Annotated in this window: 13 protein-coding genes and 1 pseudogene; 11 read left to right on the top strand and 3 right to left on the bottom strand. The window is 66.4% G+C overall.

All coding sequences use genetic code 11. From position 1 onward, the window contains the following. From QOC76_RS27565 to QOC76_RS27585, 5 genes are all read left to right on the top strand, one after another. On the top strand, nucleotides 1–606 hold a 606-nt coding region (locus QOC76_RS27565), incomplete at its 5' end, for a zinc-binding dehydrogenase (protein WP_526362494.1). A gap of 16 nt (nucleotides 607–622) precedes the next feature. Further along, on the top strand, nucleotides 623–2,344 hold the full coding sequence (gene mptB / locus QOC76_RS27570; protein WP_526362496.1) for a polyprenol phosphomannose-dependent alpha 1,6 mannosyltransferase MptB: 1,722 nt from the start codon (nucleotides 623–625) through the stop codon (nucleotides 2,342–2,344). Further along, complete coding sequence (locus QOC76_RS27575; protein WP_526362498.1) at nucleotides 2,341–3,294, top strand: ABC transporter ATP-binding protein; 954 nt, start codon at nucleotides 2,341–2,343, stop codon at nucleotides 3,292–3,294. Before mptB ends, QOC76_RS27575 begins: the two co-directional genes overlap by 4 nt. After that, nucleotides 3,291–4,064: an ABC transporter permease gene (locus tag QOC76_RS27580; protein ID WP_526362500.1), complete on the top strand. Its 774-nt coding sequence runs from the start codon at nucleotides 3,291–3,293 to the stop codon at nucleotides 4,062–4,064. The genes QOC76_RS27575 and QOC76_RS27580 overlap by 4 nt, the downstream gene beginning before the upstream one ends. Before the next feature lie 27 nt (nucleotides 4,065–4,091). Next, nucleotides 4,092–5,066 carry a COX15/CtaA family protein gene (locus tag QOC76_RS27585; RefSeq protein WP_526362518.1) on the top strand — a complete coding sequence of 325 codons (975 nt, stop codon included), beginning with the start codon at nucleotides 4,092–4,094 and terminating at the stop codon, nucleotides 5,064–5,066. Here QOC76_RS27585 and QOC76_RS27590 read toward each other — a convergent pair. Next, on the bottom strand, nucleotides 5,016–5,954 hold the full coding sequence (locus QOC76_RS27590) for an ATP-grasp domain-containing protein (RefSeq protein WP_526362502.1): 939 nt from the start codon (nucleotides 5,952–5,954) through the stop codon (nucleotides 5,016–5,018). The two genes, QOC76_RS27585 and QOC76_RS27590, sit on opposite strands and share 51 nt — an antisense overlap. A gap of 21 nt (nucleotides 5,955–5,975) precedes the next feature. Here QOC76_RS27590 and QOC76_RS27595 point away from each other — a divergent pair, with 21 nt between their 5' ends. Further along, on the top strand, nucleotides 5,976–6,947 hold the full coding sequence (locus QOC76_RS27595; RefSeq protein WP_526362504.1) for a quinone oxidoreductase family protein: 972 nt from the start codon (nucleotides 5,976–5,978) through the stop codon (nucleotides 6,945–6,947). Here the strand turns inward: QOC76_RS27595 and QOC76_RS27600 are convergent. After that, nucleotides 6,944–7,885 (bottom strand): annotated as a pseudogene (locus QOC76_RS27600) (DUF1254 domain-containing protein). The gene QOC76_RS27595 and the pseudogene QOC76_RS27600 overlap by 4 nt on opposite strands. A gap of 187 nt (nucleotides 7,886–8,072) precedes the next feature. After that, nucleotides 8,073–9,035, bottom strand: a complete 963-nt coding sequence (locus tag QOC76_RS27605) for a heme o synthase (protein WP_526362506.1) — start codon at nucleotides 9,033–9,035, stop codon at nucleotides 8,073–8,075. Nucleotides 9,036–9,231: 196 nt separating this feature from the next. Between QOC76_RS27605 and tkt the strand changes: the two genes are divergently transcribed. The 5 genes from tkt to pgl all read left to right on the top strand — a co-directional run. Next, nucleotides 9,232–11,322, top strand: a complete 2,091-nt coding sequence (gene tkt / locus QOC76_RS27610; protein WP_526362508.1) for a transketolase — start codon at nucleotides 9,232–9,234, stop codon at nucleotides 11,320–11,322. Between the two features lie 19 nt (nucleotides 11,323–11,341). Further along, nucleotides 11,342–12,457, top strand: a complete 1,116-nt coding sequence (tal, locus tag QOC76_RS27615) for a transaldolase (RefSeq protein ID WP_526362510.1) — start codon at nucleotides 11,342–11,344, stop codon at nucleotides 12,455–12,457. Continuing rightward, nucleotides 12,454–14,019 (top strand): glucose-6-phosphate dehydrogenase, encoded by a 1,566-nt coding sequence (gene zwf / locus QOC76_RS27620; protein ID WP_526362512.1) that lies wholly within the window; start codon nucleotides 12,454–12,456, stop codon nucleotides 14,017–14,019. The genes tal and zwf overlap by 4 nt, the downstream gene beginning before the upstream one ends. Next, on the top strand, nucleotides 14,016–14,927 hold the full coding sequence (gene opcA / locus QOC76_RS27625; protein ID WP_526362514.1) for a glucose-6-phosphate dehydrogenase assembly protein OpcA: 912 nt from the start codon (nucleotides 14,016–14,018) through the stop codon (nucleotides 14,925–14,927). Before zwf ends, opcA begins: the two co-directional genes overlap by 4 nt. Further along, the coding region (gene pgl, locus QOC76_RS27630) for a 6-phosphogluconolactonase (protein WP_526362516.1) at nucleotides 14,924–15,543 on the top strand (620 nt) is incomplete at its 3' end. The genes opcA and pgl, both read left to right, overlap by 4 nt.

Below are 15,543 nucleotides of genomic sequence, written 5' to 3' on the forward strand. Positions count from 1 at the left end.
GCCTATTTCGGCTTGATCGATGTCGGACAGATCAAAAGCGGCGATGTGGTCGTCGTTTCTGGCGCAGCGGGCGCCACCGGATCTGCCGCGGGCCAGATAGCGACGATCAAGGGCGCGAAGAAGGTCGTCGGCATCGCGGGCGGCGCCGAGAAATGCGCATACATCGTCGATGAACTCGGCTTCGACGAGGCGATCGACTACAAGAACGAGAACGTCGCGAAGCGACTTCGCGAAGCATGCCCGGACGGCATCGACCTGTACTTCGACAATGTCGGCGGCCCGATCCTCAACGACTGCCTCGCGAACCTCGCGATACGGGGTCGCGTCGTGCTGTGTGGCGCGATCTCCACCTACAACAGCGACGGGCCGCCGCCGGGACCGAGCAACTACCTCAGCCTGTTGGTGCGCCGTGGACGCATGGAGGGCTTCATCATCATCGACTACCTCAACCGCTTCCCCGCCGCGCAGTTGGAAGTGGCCGGCTGGATCGCCCAGGGCAAGATCAAGTCTTCTGAGCACGTGGTCGAGGGTCTGGAGAAGGCGCCTGACGCGCTGAACCTGTTGTTCAGCGGCGGCAACACCGGCAAGGTGATCGTCGCGCTCTGACCGCTACGCTGCAGTGATGGCTGCGCGCCTATGGTCCCTGTCCACCTCCATTGCCGGCTGGCACGGGGATGAACGGACCGTCGGCTCGCCGCTCAACGACGCCGAGCTGATCGCGGTCCGGCGGACCCGGCTGTTCGGGGCCACCGGCACGGTGTTGATGGCCATCGGGGCGCTCGGCGTTGGCGCGCGGCCCGTCGTGCAGGATCCGACGTTCGGTGTCCGGCTTCTCAACCTTCCGTCACGCATCCAGACCGTGTCGCTGACCATGACGACGACCGGCGCGGTGATGATGACGCTGGCCTGGCTGATGCTCGGCCGCTTCGCGCTCGGCGAGCGACGGATGAGCCGCAGCCAACTGGACCGCACGCTGCTGCTGTGGGTGCTGCCGCTGCTCATCGCGCCGCCGATGTACAGCCGCGACGTCTACTCGTATCTGGCACAGAGCGAGATCGCGATCAACGGCCTCGATCCCTACAAGGTCGGGCCTGCCACCGGGCTCGGACTCGACCATGTCTTCACGCTGTCGGTGCCGACCATGTGGCGCGAGACACCTGCGCCCTACGGTCCGCTGTTCTTGTGGATCGGCAAGGGCATCTCAGCGTTGACGGGCGACAACATCGTCTTCGCGGTGCTGTGCCACCGGTTGATGGTGCTGCTCGGTGTCGCCCTCATCGTGTGGGCGGTGCCGCGCCTCGCCCGCCGGTGCGGCGTCGCCGAGGTCAGCGCGCTGTGGCTGGGGGCGGCTAATCCGCTGCTGATCATGCATCTGGTGGCGGGCATCCACAACGAGGCGCTGATGCTCGGTCTCATGCTCGCGGGCACGGAGTTCGCCCTGCGCGGCGTGTACGCCGACAGGCCGTTGCTGCCGAACCCCTTGGCGTGGCCGCAGTCTCGTGACGACTGGATTCGCTGGCGACCGATGGCGATGCTGGTGTTTGGTGTCGTGCTGATCACCGTGTCCTCACAGGTCAAGCTGCCTGGGCTGCTGGCTGTCGGCTTCATCGCGATGGCATTGGCCTGCCGGTGGGGCGGCACCTTCAAGGCGTTTTTGATCGCAGGCGGTTCGCTGGCCGCAGTGTCGTTCGCGGTGATGGCGGTGATCGGCTGGGCCAGCGGGCTCGGCTTCGGCTGGCTGTTCACCCTGGGCACGGCGAACGTGGTGCGCAGTTGGATGTCGTTGCCGACCTTGTTGGCGCTGGGCACCGGACAGGTCGGCATCCTGCTCGGGCTGGGCGATCACACCACTGCGGTACTCGGGCTGACCCGCGGCATCGGGGTGGTCATCATTGCCATCCTGGTGACGTGGCTGCTGTTGGCGGTGCTTCGCGGTCGCCTGCACCCGGTCGGTGGCCTCGGCGTTGCGCTCGGCATGACGGTGCTGCTCTTCCCTGTTGTCCAGCCTTGGTACGTGCTGTGGGCGGTGATCCCCCTTTCGGCATGGGCGACCAGGCGTTCGTTCCGCACCACGGCGATCGTCGTCACCCTCGTGGTGGGCATTTTCGGCCCGACGGCCAACGGTGACCGATTCACGGTGTTCCAAATTCTGCTTGCGACCGCGGCCAGCACCGTGATCGTCGCGCTGCTCATCGCGATCACGTACTACCGGCTGCCCTGGCGGAAGCTGCCGGACCCCGGCCCGGAGATCGACGTCGTTCCACTGCCGGAGCCGGTCGCCGCCGCAGCCTCGCTACCGCGGCCACAGGCGGCGAAGGCGGACGCCTACGCTGAATCTCCGTGACCTCCGGCGGCCCATTAGTCGAGCGCTCGTCGGCAGTTCCGGTGCGTCTGCGCGGGGTGTGCAAACGGTTCGGGTCGACGACGGCGGTCTCCGGCCTCGACCTCGACGTGCAATCCGCAGAGGTGCTGGCGCTGCTCGGGCCCAACGGCGCGGGCAAGACGACCACGGTGGAGATGTGTGAGGGCTTCATCAAGCCGGACGCGGGGACGATCGAGATCCTCGGCCTGAACCCGATCACCGACAATGCGCGGGTGCGTGAGCGCATCGGGGTCATGCTGCAGGGCGGCGGCGCGTATCCGGCGGCCCAGGCAGGCGAGATGCTCAATCTTGTTGCGGCCTATAGTGCCAACCCGTTGGACCCGCAGTGGCTGATGGAGACGCTGGGCCTGACCGAGGCGGCGAAGACGACGTATCGCAGGCTGTCCGGCGGCCAGCAGCAGCGCCTTGCATTGGCGTGCGCGGTGGTCGGCCGCCCGGAACTGGTATTCCTCGACGAGCCGACCGCGGGCATGGACGCACATGCTCGAATAGTGGTGTGGGAGTTGATCGATGCGCTGCGCAGCGACGGTGTGACGGTCGTGCTTACCACCCATCAGCTGACCGAAGCGGAGGAGCTGGCAGACCGGCTGGTGATCATCGACCACGGGGTCGCGGTGGCCAGCGGTACACCCGCCGAACTGATGCGCAGCGGCGCGGAGAACCAATTGAGGTTCAAGGCCCCGCGAATGCTCGACCTGACGCTGCTGGTCTCGGCACTGCCCGAAAGCTATCGGGCCACCGAAGCCTCCCCCGGTGAATACCTGGTGGAAGGTCACATCGACCCACAGGTGCTCGCGACGGTGACGGCATGGTGTGCCCGGCTCAATGTGCTGGCCACGGACATGCGGGTGGAGCAGCGCAGTCTTGAAGATGTGTTCCTCGACCTGACCGGGCGGGAGTTGCGGTCATGACCAATCGCTTCGCGCCTGGAACGTTCACGCCCGATCCGCGTTCGGCGACGGTGCCGACGATGCTTGCCGCGCAATTCGCGCTCGAGCTGAAGCTGTTGTTGCGAAACGGCGAACAGCTGCTGCTCACACTCTTCATCCCGATCACGTTGTTGATCGGGTTGACGCTGTTGCCGTTCGGCTCCTTCGGGCCAAACCGGGCCGCCACATTCGTTCCCGCAATCATGTCGCTGGCGGTGATCTCGACGGCGTTCACCGGCCAGGCGATCGCCGTGGCGTTCGACCGCCGCTACGGCGCCCTCAAGCGGATCGGCGCGACGGCATTGCCGGTCTGGGGCATCATCGCGGGCAAGTCGCTGGCCGTCGTCACCGTAGTTTTCCTGCAGTCGATCGTGTTGGGCGGCATCGGCATTGCGCTGGGCTGGCGGCCGCACGTCGTTGGGCTGATGCTCGGAGCCGCCATCATTGCGCTCGGCACCGCAGGCTTCACGGCGATGGGCCTGTTGCTCGGCGGTACGCTGCGCGCCGAGATCGTGCTGGCCGTCGCCAACCTGCTGTGGTTCGTGTTCGCCGGGCTGGGCGCACTCACCCTCGAAGGCCAGGTCGTTCCCCGGGCAGTGCAGTGGGCGGCGCGGCTCACGCCCTCGGGTGCGCTGACCGAGGCGCTGACACAGGCGATGTCGTTGTCGGTCGACTGGTTCGGCATCGCCGTGCTCGCGGTCTGGGGCGCGGTGTCAGCGTTGTGTGCGCTGCGCTGGTTCCGCTTCACCTGACGCTCGCTACTACGAGCTGTAGTTGCGATCCTCTACGATCGGGCCGTGGCCGTCGGACGATTCCTGATGCGCTTGGTGGACGTGCTGCCGGCGCCGAGCCTGCGCGTGCAGCGCCTGATCGCCGCCGCCGTCGTCCTGACGCAGGGCGGAATCGCCGTCACGGGCGCCGTCGTTCGGGTCACCGCATCGGGCCTGGGCTGCCCCACATGGCCGCAGTGCTTCCCCGGCAGTTTCACTCCCGTGCCGCATGCCGAAGTGCCCGGCATCCATCAGGCCGTCGAGTTCGGCAACCGGATGCTCACCTTCCTCGTCGTGCTGACCGCGGTCCTTGCGGTGCTGGCGGTCACCCGTGCCCATCGTCGCCGCGAGGTTCTCGTCTATGCCTGGCTGATGCCCGCGTCGACGGTGATGCAGGCGGTCATCGGCGGCATCACGGTGCGGACCGGCCTGCTGTGGTGGACAGTGGCGATTCACCTGTTGGTCTCGATGGCCATGGTGTGGGTGGCCGTGCTGCTGTACGTCAAGGTCGGCGAGCCCGACGATGGAGTGCCGACTGCGCGCGTACCGAAGTCGTTGCGGCGGTTGACGATTCTGATCGCCTTAGTGCTGGCGGCACAACTGATCTCCGGCACCTTGGTGACCGCGGCGGGTCCGCACGCCGGCGACAAGAGCACCGTGCGTGTCGTGCCTCGGCTCGAGGTGCAGATCACCACGCTGGTCCACGTGCACACCTCGCTGCTGGTGGCCTATCTCTCGCTGTTGGTCGCGCTCGGGTTCGCCCTGACGGCAGTGCGAGCGCCCAGGCCCGTGCTGGTGAGGCTGGGTGTGCTGCTGGTCTTCGTGCTGGCACAGGGACTCGTCGGAGCGGTGCAGTTCTACACCGGTGTACCTGCCGCGCTGGTGGCCATCCATGTGGCGGGGGCGGCCGCTTGTACCGCGGCGACCTCGGCGCTATGGGCGTCGATGCGAGAACGGGCCGAGCCCGAGCCGGTCCAGAGCTGACTCGACGCCGATCGCGAACGAGCGTTGTCGGAGGTCGCGCACCGTTCGGTCCAGCTGACGCCAGCCCAGCGACGGCTCGACCAACTCCAGTTCCAGCAGCAGCGGATTGTCCGGACCGCCGATGACGTCGACGCGGGCGTAGAGCAGATCTGTGGCGCTCATCTTCAGACGGGCGGCAGCCGCGTCCAGCGCGGCATGGCCGAGGTCCCACAGTTCGAAGTCGGGATCGGCAGAGGTCAGCGACTCCTGCGCGTACGTGCCGGACGGGTCGAATACCGGACGCTGACCGGCAGGCGGCAGCATCGGACCCTTGGTGAAGGCATGTGACTGCTCTCCGCCGACGAAGACCATCGCCGTCTCGCCGCCTTCCACCCTGGGGTCGTAGGGCTGAACCAGCACCGTGCTTCCCGTGTCGTGCAGCGCGGCGGCGTGCTCGCGGGCCGACCGAGCATCGGTGAACCGTTGGGCCCCGGCGGATCCTGCGCCGACGGCAGGTTTGACCACCACTTCGCCTTTCGGCAGCCGCACCCGGTCACCCGGCGCGAAGAACTCGCTGGGAACCGTCGGAACACCGGCATCGGCCAGGTCGGCGAGATAGCGCTTGTCGGTGTTCCACGCCACGACGGCCGGTGGGTTCAGCAGGTTGGCGACGCGCGTGCTCCAGTCCAGGAACTCGTCGAGCCGGTCGATGTAATCCCAGGTTGCGCGGAGGATGACGAGGTCCGCGCGCAGCGTTTCGGGGTCGTCCCAGGACAGCCAGCGGGCCTGCAGGCCGCGCCGTCGCAAAGCGGCGACGAGTTCCGCGTCGTCGCCGTCGCCCTCCGGCAGAGCGGCGCAGCCGGCGAACACGATCCGGGGATGACGGATGTCGGGGCGAGCAAGTTTCATGTCGTAGGGATGATAGACACCATGCGAGCCATTGAAGTCGCCGAAACAGGCGGACCCGAAGTTCTGAACTACGTCGAGAAGCCCACCCCCTCCCCCGGGCCCGGCGAGGTGCTGATCAAGGCCGAGGCCATCGGCGTCAACTTCATCGACACCTATTTCCGGTCGGGTCTCTACAAGCGTGAACTTCCCTTCATCCTCGGACTCGAGGTGTGTGGAACGGTCGAGGCGGTCGGTGACGACGTGGCCGCACTCGGAGTGGGTGATCGCGTGGTCACCGCGCAGGCCAACGGCTCCTATGCCGAATACACCACTGCCCCAGCCGATTTCTGCGCCTATGTGCCCGACGGAGTGAGCCCGGACGTGGCGGCGGCATCGCTGCTCAAGGGTATGACGGCGCACTACCTGCTCAAATCGGTCTACCCGGTGCAGCAGGGCGACAGCGTCCTCGTGCACGCCGGCGCGGGCGGGGTCGGCCTCATCCTCACCCAGTGGGCCACCAGCCAGGCGGTCCGGGTGATCAGCACCGTGTCGACGCCGGAGAAGGCCGAGTTGAGTCGCCAGGCGGGCGCCGCCGAGGTGCTCGACTATCCAGAGGACCCCGAGGAGTTCGGCGCCAAGATCAAGGAGCTGACCGACGGCGGGGTCGCGGCGGTCTACGACGGCGTCGGCGCCGCCACCTTCGACGCCAGCCTCGCCAGCCTGGCCATCAGAGGAACGCTGGCCCTGTTCGGTGCGTCCAGTGGGCCCGTCCCTGCGTTCGACCCGCAGCGACTCAACGCAGCAGGCTCAGTGTTCCTGACCCGGCCGACACTGGCTCACTACACCCGCACCGCCGATGAATTCTCTTGGCGGGCAGGCGAATTGCTCGATGCAATCGCGTCGGGCACCATCAGTGTGACGGTCAGTGAACGCTACCGCCTCGAGGAAGCCGAGCGTGCGCACCGCGACCTGCAGGGGCGCAAGACCGTCGGCTCCATCGTGCTGGTGCCCTAGAGAGCCTGGGCCTGCGGGAAGGTCCATGACCCGTCGAGAATCTGCTGCTGCGGCCAGTACAGCCGGACCTTGTAGTTCCAGCCCGCTGTGATCGGCAGGCAGTTGGGCGCCTTGTCGTCGTCGCACCCGCCGAACTGGATCGTGGTGTTCTCGTCGGCCTCATTCTTCGCGGTGACGTTGTTGAACGAGTAGGCGTTTTGCGGGTTGGGTGAGAAGTAGCCGTCCTTGTTGTAGACGGTGACCGACCAGAATCCGTCGACAGATACCGCGCCGACGGTCAACCGGTGCACCGTGGTGCCGTCATTGCGCGGCGGCACGACGGTGAGATAGAGGGCATCCCTCTCCGGGTTGCCGCCCCAGGCGTTGGCCGCCCCGATCAGGTGCCGTACCGGGTCGGTGTCTGCCTTGGTGCCGAACGTGCCCCGGGTGTCGGGCAGGGAGTTCGACAGCGCGATGAGCGCGTCGCGAACCGCCCTCTGGCTCAACGGATCCCACTTCGGCACCTCGAAGCTGCCGGTCTTGTCCTTCTTGACGACGAACGCGTCCTGCAGGGCGTGGACGTCGGCGATGTCGGCGGGGTCACCGGGGTCGACCAGGATGCGCACCGCGAGGGCGACGTAGCGCGTCCCGACCTGGTCGCGGGTGAAGGTGTGCAGACCCTTGCTGTAGATGACGTCGTGGGTGTACTCGTCCTGATCGATCACCTGCATCGACATGAACCTCGTGCCGGCATCGGGCTGTGTCACGGTCACCGGCCCGGCGTCGAGATCGAACACGGCCGCGGAGTAAAGGGTGTCCCTGTTCGGCCGTACCACCAGCTAGTTGTCCAACGGGCTGAGTTCGCGATTGTGTTTCAGCTTTCCGAAGCCGCCGTCCTTGACGATGTTGCCGAAGTAGAGGTCGGTCTCGGCTCGGACGAAGTTGTCGGGGCTGACCATGACCAGACCGTCGGGCGTGGTGCGCGGCGGTTCCTTCATCACGTCGCCTGACTCCTCGGTTGCGGATGGCACCGACGATCCGCAGCCGGCAAGAACGACGGCTGCGGTGAGGACGGCGAGCCGGACGAAGGCGGGCACAGCCCGGACGGTACTGCGGCGTCCGGCCCCTACTGACGAAAACCGTGAACTAGCGGCCGAGCAGCGTCGGCAGGTCCAGCGCCGAGTCGACGGCGAGCGCGCAGAACACGACGGCCAGATAATTGTTGGACTGCAGGAACAGTCGAAGCGGCTTGACCGGCTCGCCGCGGCGCACCCCGGCATACAGCTGGTGGGCCATCGCCAGGAACCAGCCACCGGCGACCAGCGCCACCGACGCATACAGCCAGCCGGTCGCCAGCGCCAGCGTCAGCGTAGCCACGACGGTCAGCCACGTGTAGACGAGGATCTGCTTGGTGACCTGTCGCTCGGTCGCCACCGCGGGGAGCATCGGCACGCCTGCTGCCCGGTAGTCCTCTTTGTATCGCATGGCCAGTGCCCAGGTGTGCGGCGGCGTCCAGAAGAAGATGACCGCGAACATCACCAGGGCGGGCCAGCCGATCGTGCCCGTCACCGCCGACCAGCCGATCATCACGGGCATGCAGCCTGCCGCCCCGCCCCACACGACGTTCTGGGACGTCCGCCGCTTGAGCAGCAGCGTGTAGACGAGGACGTAGAACGCGATCGTCGCGCCCGCAAGATGTGCAGACAGCATGTTCGTCGTCCACCAGAGCCAGAAGAACGACGCGATGGACAGCGCCAGCCCGAAGATCAGCGCGTGGCTGCGCGCAACGCTGTCCCGCGCCAGCGGTCGCCGCTCGGTCCGCTTCATCTTCTTGTCGATGTCGGCGTCGGCAACGCAGTTCAACGTGTTTGCGCCCGCCGCGGCCAGCAGGCCACCCACCAGGGTGTTCAGTATCAGCAGCGGATTGACGGCTCCGCGGTCGGCCAACAACATCGCGGGAATGGTTGTGACCAGCAGAAGCTCGATCACCCGGGGCTTGGTCAGCGACAAGTACCCCAGAAGCATCACGCGGATTCTGCGCCGGAGCCGCGCGGCCGACGACGTATGCTCCGGCGCCCCGTCAAGCAGGTGGCCGTCGCGGATGCTCACGGTAGAAAACTCCTCAAAGGGCGCGCAGCGCGCCTCGTCTACTACAGCCGATGGTAGACCGGAGGGTGCCTCGGAACCCAGCTGGGTCGATTGGGTAAATGAACAGCTAATGATGCTCGACGCAGCCTGCAACGATTCCCCGCGCCGCACTAGGGTATGAGGTAGTTCAGGCCTGCCGATCTGGAGGAGTCAACTGGTGACAACTGTCGAAGAGATTTCCGCCCTTACCCGCCCCAACCATCCGGACGACTGGACCGACCTGGACTCGGAAGCCGTCGATACCGTCCGCGTACTGGCGGCGGATGCGGTGCAGAAGGTCGGCAACGGTCACCCCGGAACGGCGATGAGCCTCGCTCCCCTGGCCTACTCACTGTTTCAGCGCCAGATGCGCCACGATCCCAGCGACGTGCACTGGCTGGGACGTGACCGGTTCGTGCTATCGGCCGGGCACTCCAGCCTGACCCTGTACATCCAGCTGTACCTGGGCGGCTTCGGTCTCGAACTGTCTGACATCGAGTCGCTCCGGACGTGGAAGAGCAAGACACCCGGCCATCCCGAGTTCCGGCACACCAAGGGCGTGGAGATCACCACCGGCCCGTTGGGCCAGGGTCTGGCCTCCGCGGTCGGAATGGCGATGGCGTCGCGCTACGAGCGCGGCCTGTTCGACCCCGACGCCGCACCCGGCGAGAGCCCGTTCGACCACTACATCTATGTGATCGTCTCCGACGGCGACATGGAGGAGGGGGTCACCAGCGAGGCGTCGTCGCTGGCGGGCACCCAGCAGCTCGGCAATCTGATCGTGTTCTACGACCACAACCAGATTTCGATCGAGCACGACACCAACATCGCGCTGTCCGAGGATGTGCCTGCCCGCTACCGCGCCTACGGATGGCACGTCCAGGAGGTCGAGGGCGGTGAGAACGTCGTCGGCATCGAGGCGGCCATCGCCGAGGCGAAAAAGGTCACCGACAAGGCGTCGTTCATCTCCGTTCGGACGATCATCGGTTATCCGGCCCCCACCAAGATGAACACCGGCGCTGCGCACGGCTCGGCGCTCGGCGACGAGGAGGTGGCCGCCACCAAGCGCATCCTCGGCTTCGATCCGGACAAGACGTTCGAGGTGCGCGACGAGGTCATCGAGCACACCCGCAAGCTGGTCGCCCGCGGCAAGGAGGCCCACGAGAAGTGGCAGCCGCAGTTCGACGCGTGGGCCGAGCGGGAACCCGAGCGCAAGAAGCTGCTCGACCGGCTGTTGGCACAGGACCTGCCCGACGGGTGGGACGCCGACATCACGCACTGGGAACCCGGCTCCAAGGCCCTGGCCACCCGGGCCGCCTTCGGCCAGGTTCTCAACGACGTCGCACCGAAGCTGCCCGAACTGTGGGGTGGCTCAGCCGATTTGGCCGGCAGCAACAACACCACCATCAAGGACGTGAAGTCGTTCGGCCCGCCGTCCATTTCGACCGAGGACTTCTCCGCCGACTGGTACGGACGCGTGCTGCACTTCGGCATCCGCGAGCACGCCATGGGGTCGATCCTGTCCGGCATCGTGTTGCACGGGCCGACCCGCGCGTTCGGCGGCACCTTCCTGCAGTTCTCCGACTACATGCGGCCCGCGGTGCGGCTGGCGTCGTTGATGGACATCGACACCATCTACATCTGGACCCACGACTCGATCGGCCTCGGCGAGGACGGTCCGACCCACCAGCCCATCGAGCACCTCGCGGCGCTCCGGGCGATTCCCAACCTGTCGGTGGTACGCCCCGGCGACCCGAACGAGACCGCCTATGCGTGGCGCAGCATCCTGGCACGCGGCAACGGCAGCGGCCCGGTCGGGTTCGTCCTCACTCGCCAGGGCATTCCGGTGCTCGAGGGCACCGACAGCGAGGGTGTCGCCAAGGGCGGCTACGTGCTCGGCGGCATCCCCGATGAACTGCCCGATGTCGTGCTGATCGGCACCGGATCAGAGCTGCAACTCGCTGTCGAGGCGCAGAAGTTGTTGGCGGAGAAGGACATCACGGCCACCGTTGTGTCCATGCCGTGCGTCGAGTGGTTCGAATCGCAGCCGGCCGAATATCGCGACAAGGTGCTGCCGCCTGCGGTGTCGGCCCGAGTGGCGGTGGAGGCCGCCGTCGCGCAGAGCTGGTACAAGCTCGTCGGCGACACCGGCGAGATCGTCTCGATCGAGCACTTCGGCGAATCCGCCGACGACAAGACGCTGTTCCGCGAGTTCGGGTTCACCCCGGAAGCCGTTGTGGCGGCCGCGGAACGATCACTGGACAACTGATTAGAGAGAAGGACCAAGCATGGCTCAGAATCCGAACCTCGCCGCGCTGTCCGCCGCGGGCGTCTCCGTATGGCTAGACGACCTTTCCCGCGACCGGTTGCGCACCGGCAACCTGCAGGAGCTCATCGACACGAAGTGCGTTGTGGGCGTCACCACCAACCCGAGCATTTTCCAGGCAGCACTGTCGAAGGGCAACGCCTACGACGATCAGATCAAGGAGCTGGCCGAACGCGGGGCCGACGTCGACGCCACCATCCGCACGATCACCACAGACGACGTCCGCGACGCCTGCGATGTGCTGCGGCCGCAGTGGGAGGCCTCCGACGGGGTCGACGGCCGAGTGTCGATCGAGGTCGATCCGCGGCTGGCGCATGACACCGATAAGACGGTCCAGCAGGCCATCGAACTGTGGAAGATCGTCGACCGGCCGAACCTGTTCATCAAGATCCCGGCCATGATGGAGGGCCTTTCCGCCATCACCTCCGTTCTCGCCGAGGGTATCTCGGTGAACGTGACACTGATCTTCTCCGTGGAACGGCACCGCGAGGTGATGGACGCCTACCTGGCCGGCCTGGAAGCCGCCAAGCAGGGCGGCTACGACCTGTCCAAGATCCACTCGGTCGCTTCCTTCTTCGTCTCCCGCGTGGACACCGAGATCGACAAGCGACTGGAGAAGATCGGCAGCGACGACGCGCTTGCACTGCGGGGGCAGGCCGGCGTCGCCAATGCGCGGCTGGCATACGCCGCCTACCAAGAGGTGTTCGTCGGCGGTGACCGTTTCGAGGCGCTCAAGGGTGACGGAGCGCGGGTGCAGCGGCCGTTGTGGGCGTCCACCGGCGTGAAGAACCCTGAGTACTCCGACACGCTCTATGTCACCGAACTGGTCGCGCCCAACACTGTGAACACGATGCCGGAGAAGACGCTCGACGCGGTCGCCGACCACGGTGTCATCAGGGGTGACACGGTCACCGGTACCGCCGGTGCCGCGCAGGAAGTCTTCGACAAGCTCGAGGCCGTCGGCATCGACATGCGGGATGTCTTCCTCACCCTGGAGAACGAGGGCGTCGAGAAGTTCGAGAAGTCGTGGCAGGAGCTGCTCGACGAGACCCAGACTCAACTCGACGACAAGAAATGAGCGCGGAGGGCAAGTCCGTCGAGACCTCCGCGGCACCCTCCGATTGGCGTAATCCGTTGCGGGACAAGCGCGACAAGCGCATGCCCCGGATCCCCGGCCCGTGCAGTGTGGTCATCTTCGGGGTGACGGGCGATCTGGCCCGCAAGAAGCTGATACCCGCGATCTATGACCTGGCCAATCGCGGATTGCTACCCGCCAATTTCGGCCTGGTCGGGTTCGCCCGAAGGGATTGGGCCGACGAGGATTTCAGCAAGCTCGTCTGCGACTCCGTCCAGCAACATGCCCGGACGCCGTATCGGCAGGAGGTGTGGGACCGGCTGGCCGAAGGTATCCGCTTCGTACAGGGCACATTCGACGACGAGAAGGCTTTCCAACGGCTGGCCGAGACGCTGGAGAAGCTCGATGCCGAGCGGGGTACCGAGGGAAATCACGCGTTCTATCTGTCCATCCCGCCGAACGCGTTTCAGATGGTCTGCGAGCAACTGCAGAACTCCGGGTTGGCGCGCCCGCAGCCGGGCCGTTGGAGCCGGGTGGTGATCGAGAAACCGTTCGGCCACGACCTGGCGAGCGCGAAGGAGTTGAACAACACCGTCAACGGTGTCTTCCCCGAGGAGTCGGTGTTCCGCATCGACCACTATCTGGGCAAGGAAACCGTACAGAACATCCTGGCGTTGCGGTTCGCCAACGAACTGTACGAACCGATCTGGAACAACAACTTCGTCGACAGCATCCAGATCACCATGGCCGAGGACATCGGCCTCGGCGGCCGCGGTGGCTACTACGACGGGGTCGGCGCGGCCCGCGACGTGATCCAGAACCACCTGATCCAGCTGATGGCGCTCACCGCGATGGAGGAGCCCGTCAACTTCAGCCCGCACGAGTTGCAGGCCGAGAAGATCAAGGTGCTCTCGGCGGCGCGGCCGATGCAACCGCTGGACCAGACCACCGCCCGCGGGCAGTACACCGCAGGCTGGCAGGGCAGCGAGAAGGTGCCGGGCCTTCTCGAGGAGGAGGGCTTCTCCAAGGACTCCAAGACCGAGACGTTCGCGGCGATAACCGTGGAGATCGACACCAGGCGATGGGCCGGTGTGCCGTTCTTCTTGCGAACCGGAAAGCGGTTGGGGCGCAGGGTGACCGAGATCGCGCTGGTGTTCAAGCGCGCCCCGCATCTGCCGTTCGACAGCACGATGACGGAGGAACTGGGTCAAAACGCGTTGGTGATTCGGGTACAGCCGGACGAGGGCATCACCACCCGCTTCGGGTCGAAGGTGCCCGGCAGCCAGATGGAGGTCCGCGACGTCAACATGGATTTCTCCTACGGCGCGGCGTTCGCCGAGGACTCACCCGAGGCATACGAACGGCTGATCCTCGACATGCTGCTCGGTGAGCCGTCGCTGTTTCCGGTCAACAGAGAAGTCGAATACTCCTGGGAGATACTCGATCCCGTCCTCGACTATTGGGCCCAGCACGGCAGGCCAGAACCGTATGAGGCCGGCACCTGGGGGCCCAAGTCGGCGTTCGAAATGATCCGTCGCATGGGCCGGGAATGGAGGCGGCCGTGATCGTCAATCTGCCTGGCGCCACCACCAACGAAATCAACAAGAAGATCATCAACCTTCGGGAAGAGGGTGGCGCGGTCACCATGGGCCGCGTGCTGACCCTGGTCATCGTTCCCGACTCCGAGGAGATTCTCGAGGACTCCGTCGCGGCGGCGAACTTCGCCAGCCGCGAGCATCCCTGCCGGGTGATCGCGGTGCTGCCGGGCGACCGCAAAGCCGCAGAGCCGCGACTCGATGCCGAGATTCGGGTCGGCGCGGATGCGGGCGCAGGCGAGGTCGTGGTGTTGCGCCTCGCCGGTGAGCTCGCCGACCATGCCAACAGCGTGGTGCTGCCGTTCCTATTGCCGGACACGCCCGTCGTGGCGTGGTGGCCCGAGGGCGGTCCCGCAGTACCGGCACAGGATCCGCTCGGTCAGTTGGCGATTCGACGGATCACCGATGCGACCAACAGCAGTGACCCGTTGGCCGCGATCAAGAGCAGGCTGCAGGGCTACACCGCGGGCGACACGGATTTGGCGTGGAGTCGCATCACCTACTGGCGCGCTCTGCTCGCCTCGGCACTCGACCAGGCGCCGTTCGAGCCGATCGACTCGGCGCTGGTGTCGGGCCTCAAGACCGAACCCGCGCTCGACATCCTCGCGGGCTGGTTGGCCAGCCGGATCGAGGGCCCGGTACAGCGGGCGGTGGGCGACCTGAAGGTCGAACTGCACCGGCCAAGCGAGACCGTGACGTTGAGCCGTCCGCAGACGGGTATCACCGCAACCCTGAGCCGAACGAGCAGGCCGGAAGCGCGGATTCCGTTGGCCCGCAGGGACGCCAAGGAATGTCTGGCCGAGGACCTGCGGCGGTTGGACGCCGACGAGATCTACTTCGAGGCGCTCGGAGGCATCGACAAGGTGCAGTACGTGTGAGCACCATCATCGAGAAGTATTCGGACAAGGCGGCGCTCGTCGCCGCCGCCGGCGACCGCCTCATCGGCGCCATCACCGACGCCATCGCCCACAGGGGCCGAGCCTTGGTCGCGCTGACGGGTGGCGGCACGGGAATCGGCCTGCTCAAACACGTTCGGGACAACGGCGGCGCGATCGACTGGTCGAAGGTGCAGTTGTTCTGGGGCGATGAGCGCTTCCTGCCCGCGGACGACGACGAGCGCAATGAAAAGCAGGCCCGCGAGGCACTGTTGAACCACATCGACATCCCCGCTGCCAACGTGCACCCGATGGCCGCCAGCGACGGTGAGTTCGGCGACGATATCGACGCCGCGGCGTCAGCCTACGAACGAGTGCTGGCCGCCAGCGCCAGTGACGGCGAGCCGGCACCGGATTTCGACGTCCATCTGCTCGGGATGGGCGGGGAGGGCCATGTCAACTCGTTGTTTCCGCACACCGCCGCAACCCGCGAGACCGCTCGGCAGGTCGTCGCCGTCACCGACTCCCCCAAGCCACCGCCGGAACGCATCAGCCTGACGTTTCCCGCCTTGCGCCGCGCGCGCTCGGTGTGGTTCCTGGTCAGCGGCGAGGAGAAGTC

This window comes from Mycobacterium sp., assembly GCF_032159565.1.
Lineage (GTDB): Bacteria > Actinomycetota > Actinomycetes > Mycobacteriales > Mycobacteriaceae > Mycobacterium.

Excerpts from the sequence above, each read along its gene's own strand:
- mptB (WP_526362496.1), top strand. The coding sequence starts at position 623 with ATGGCTGCGCGCCTATGGTCCCTGTCCACCTCCATTGCCGGCTGGCAC.
- QOC76_RS27580 (WP_526362500.1), top strand. The coding sequence starts at position 3,291 with ATGACCAATCGCTTCGCGCCTGGAACGTTCACGCCCGATCCGCGTTCG.
- QOC76_RS27590 (WP_526362502.1), bottom strand. The coding sequence starts at position 5,954 with ATGAAACTTGCTCGCCCCGACATCCGTCATCCCCGGATCGTGTTCGCC.
- QOC76_RS27595 (WP_526362504.1), top strand. The coding sequence starts at position 5,976 with ATGCGAGCCATTGAAGTCGCCGAAACAGGCGGACCCGAAGTTCTGAAC.
- tal (WP_526362510.1), top strand. The coding sequence starts at position 11,342 with ATGGCTCAGAATCCGAACCTCGCCGCGCTGTCCGCCGCGGGCGTCTCC.
- zwf (WP_526362512.1), top strand. The coding sequence starts at position 12,454 with ATGAGCGCGGAGGGCAAGTCCGTCGAGACCTCCGCGGCACCCTCCGAT.